Here is a 3,128-nt window from a genome sequence, read left to right as displayed (position 1 = left end):
TCTTTTTTAAACTCAGGGGTAAATTGTCGTTTCTGGTTCACTAAACACCTCCGTTATGGATGTAAGTTTAGTGTCCTGATTATTCAACCACTACAGCGGGACGGAGACAGACCCGCCGTCCGCAGCCCGGATGGACCAGGCTGAACGGGATATCGTGAAGGAGAAATCACTTGAAGACTGAATCGGAACTTTCTTTTGACGGCAGGTGCGAAGATAAGCAGCCGCTGCGGGCGGAACCTGATGGCGATGAGGCTGAACTGGCCGGACGGTATAAACCTGCCGCCGGGTCTGGTCCTGGGTGGCGAAACAGACCCCACAGGCAGGCTGACGGGCGTACGCCGAAGCCAAAGTGGCACGCTGCCAGCAGCATGCTACGGGAAATTACGGGAGAGGGAAAGTCATGACAGGCACGTATCACCAGCTGACGGAAGGCCTGACGGAGTACGAACGTTTTTTGCTGAACGCGCTGATAACGCAGGAGGAAAGAACGCTGGGCCATGTTCTCTCATCTGTCCGGAGAAGACAGTTGGCGGAGGAGGCCGCCGCGCATCATGCGCAGGCGGTGAAGCAGGCGAAATACAGAAAAGTACCGCGCGGGCGTCCCCGTAAAATAAAGGATATCGCCGAGCCTGAGGCGGTGACGAAGGATTTTCAGTGGTGCAAGTCGGTGTCATCCCGCCTGCTGCCCCGCGAATAAACAAGGTCCACAGGGCCACCGGGGTTCCCGGCAGAGGTATCACATCATTATTTATTTACAGGAAACATCATGCTTAAAAAATCAAACATTGCCGCAGCCATTCTGCTGAGCGGCGTCCTGGGTGGGGTGGTTGCCCAGGGAATCAGCCATTTTTCCCACGCGGAGGCGGCAAAACCGGCCTCGCCGTTTAGCCCGATACAGGAGGCCCGCATCGGGAAGGTGGCTGCGGATTACCTGATTGCCCACCCGGAGGTGTTGATAAAGGTCAGTGAGGCCTTGCAGGCCCGTCAGGAAGCGGCGGCGGTGAAGGCGATGACGGAAGGGGTGCTGGCGTACCAGTCTGAACTGCTGCATGACCCGCATGCACCTTCCTACGGTCCTGCGGATGCGAAGGTGGTGGTGACGCTCTTCTTCGACTACCAGTGTGTTTACTGTAGCCATCTGGCCCCGGAGCTGACTAAGCTGATGAAAGCCAACCCGCAGGTGCGCTTTGTGTTCCGTGAGTGGCCCATTTTCGGCGACAGATGGCCTGCCTCCCGCCTGGCGGCAGAGACAGGCCTGAAAATCTGGCAGCAGAAGGGCGCAGAGGCGTACCTCGCGTACCATAACGAACTGTATGCCACCGGGCATAACGAGGGGGCGCTGACGGAGAATGATATCCGCACTGCGGCCGGGGCCATGAAGATTGCCCCGTCGGCGATAGCGAAGGACAGGGACGTGCAGGCTGAGCTGACCCTCACCGGGCAACTGGCCACGGACATCGGGCTCACCGGCACGCCGGGCCTGGTGGTGATGCCAGCCATCGGCGCTACTGCAGAGACGATCACGGTGATCCCAGGCATGACTGACCAGGCAGTGCTGCAGATGGTCATCAATAAAGCGGCTGGTCTGACCGACCCTGTTAAGAAGTAGCCCGGTCAGCCCCCCCACTGATGCACGCGCGGGGCACGATTATTCGGCCCCGGGAGCGGGTAAAAACGTATAAGAGCATAGAAATCCTTGGGGCAGTAGCACGTAGACCTGCGAGTGACAGATGCTTCAGGGGTACCTGCCATATGGTAAAACATCGATGCCCTGGCTTTTTTATGCTCCCATTTATTACAACACGGCGATCCTGCCGCGATTACCGGAACGACTGGAAGCCGAAGGAAACGAAAGGGGAATTGAGGGGTTGATCAGGATATCACCGGTGGCCTGGCCGCACATTGTATTGACCGGGCATTACACCTTCCAGATCAACAACGAAATTATTGACCTGAATGCGCTGGTTACGGGGCTGAAACTGGAGTGACGGAAAAATCTGGGATTCTGGCGTAGTACCTCAATATGCAGGGGATTTTTTCCTTTACGGTGTCGGAATCTGTCAGTAAGAGGGCTGAGAGCGTTCAATGAATAAGTGTAATTAATGAATATTTAAATTGACTGCTTAACGGCGTTTACCGTTCAGTTACTCCCCAAATGTTTGCATACAGGCATTTTTTGTTCAATGGTCCACAGAGACAAAAAAGGCTCACTTAAGTGAGCCTTGAGATTTTGACAAGCCAGTCATTAAGTAAGGTAGCCACAGTGCCGGGTGCCTCCCGGTGAGTCTTAGGCTGGTCAGACCGGACTCGCACTGCTAATTCACATGGAGCTATTAACCATTTTGCCCCGCCGCACAGGGGGATTCACTGCGACAATATGACCATATTCTTTATGCTGAATTAGAGCAATTCCGGGAGGATAAATTCGTGTTCGCTATCGAAAAAATACAAATGTAAGACTGCGAGCATCAATACTGGAAAACACAGTACTGACACGCGACCGTACAGGACGTTTTAAATTATGAATACGCTTTCAATCATTTAAGGCTTATCCCTCGGGAAAATGGCAGGTCTGCGCAGAATTGCATCAACATCCGCTCGTACATCATCAGCCAGGTCATGAATCAGTAGCAGAATAAGCGACCATTTGCGCAATTATTCACCCTGCTCAGCCACCTTTTCGTAGGAATGCGAGTCACTAAGAAAAATCATCTGTGAATGATGATATATTATACAATTACTAATAAAGTATCCGAAATTTACCGCAATTATCAGCATTTTTTCAAGATCATTACCGCGCTCGTATTTTTCTAGAAAATGAAGCATAGGTGGTTTTACATAAACGCCACATCAATTTGCATCAGAGAATAAAAATCGGCCATGTAGACATTCGGCTGAGCACTGTTGCATGGCGACAGGTCTGATACGGAGATATCAGTTAACCACTCAGTGCTCATGCGAATGTCTTAAAAAGGCTCGGCCATTTCTGTGCCGGGTCGCAAAAGTAGATTGCTTATGCATGCTATTTTTATAGTAAGCGCTCCACAGGGGACGTCTGTCATACTTCCCCCGTTCCGGGGAGGATAGTGTCCATCATTTTTTAATGGACACTATCGGCATGAATAACC

At 52.2% G+C, this 3,128-nt stretch carries 3 protein-coding genes; all 3 read left to right on the top strand.

Annotated features, from left to right (window positions below; translation table 11 throughout):
• Positions 1–400: 400 nt before the first annotated feature.
• The 3 genes from B9Y90_RS25730 (at position 401) to B9Y90_RS25720 (ending at position 1,988) form a co-directional block, all read left to right on the top strand.
• Positions 401–697, top strand: a complete 297-nt coding sequence (locus tag B9Y90_RS25730; RefSeq protein ID WP_085543111.1) for a hypothetical protein — start codon at positions 401–403, stop codon at positions 695–697.
• A gap of 69 nt (positions 698–766) precedes the next feature.
• Positions 767–1,609: a DsbA family protein gene (locus tag B9Y90_RS25725; RefSeq protein ID WP_085543110.1), complete on the top strand. Its 843-nt coding sequence runs from the start codon at positions 767–769 to the stop codon at positions 1,607–1,609.
• A gap of 121 nt (positions 1,610–1,730) precedes the next feature.
• The gene (locus B9Y90_RS25720; RefSeq protein ID WP_369678994.1) at positions 1,731–1,988 is read left to right on the top strand and encodes a Tn3 family transposase; all 258 of its coding nucleotides are present in this window, start codon (positions 1,731–1,733) and stop codon (positions 1,986–1,988) included.
• Positions 1,989–3,128 lie beyond the last annotated feature (1,140 nt).

It is taken from the genome of Cedecea sp. NFIX57 (assembly GCF_900177785.1).
In the GTDB taxonomy this organism is placed as follows: Bacteria; Pseudomonadota; Gammaproteobacteria; order Enterobacterales; family Enterobacteriaceae; genus Cedecea; species Cedecea neteri_C.
Note: the sequence above shows the minus strand (reverse complement) of the source record. Positions and strands in the feature narration are given on the sequence as shown.

What these genes read in the sequence shown, in the direction of transcription:
- B9Y90_RS25725 (WP_085543110.1), top strand. Translation starts at nt 767, where the DNA reads ATGCTTAAAAAATCAAACATTGCCGCAGCCATTCTGCTGAGCGGCGTC.
- B9Y90_RS25720 (WP_369678994.1), top strand. Translation starts at nt 1,731, where the DNA reads ATGCTTCAGGGGTACCTGCCATATGGTAAAACATCGATGCCCTGGCTT.
- B9Y90_RS25730 (WP_085543111.1), top strand. Translation starts at nt 401, where the DNA reads ATGACAGGCACGTATCACCAGCTGACGGAAGGCCTGACGGAGTACGAA.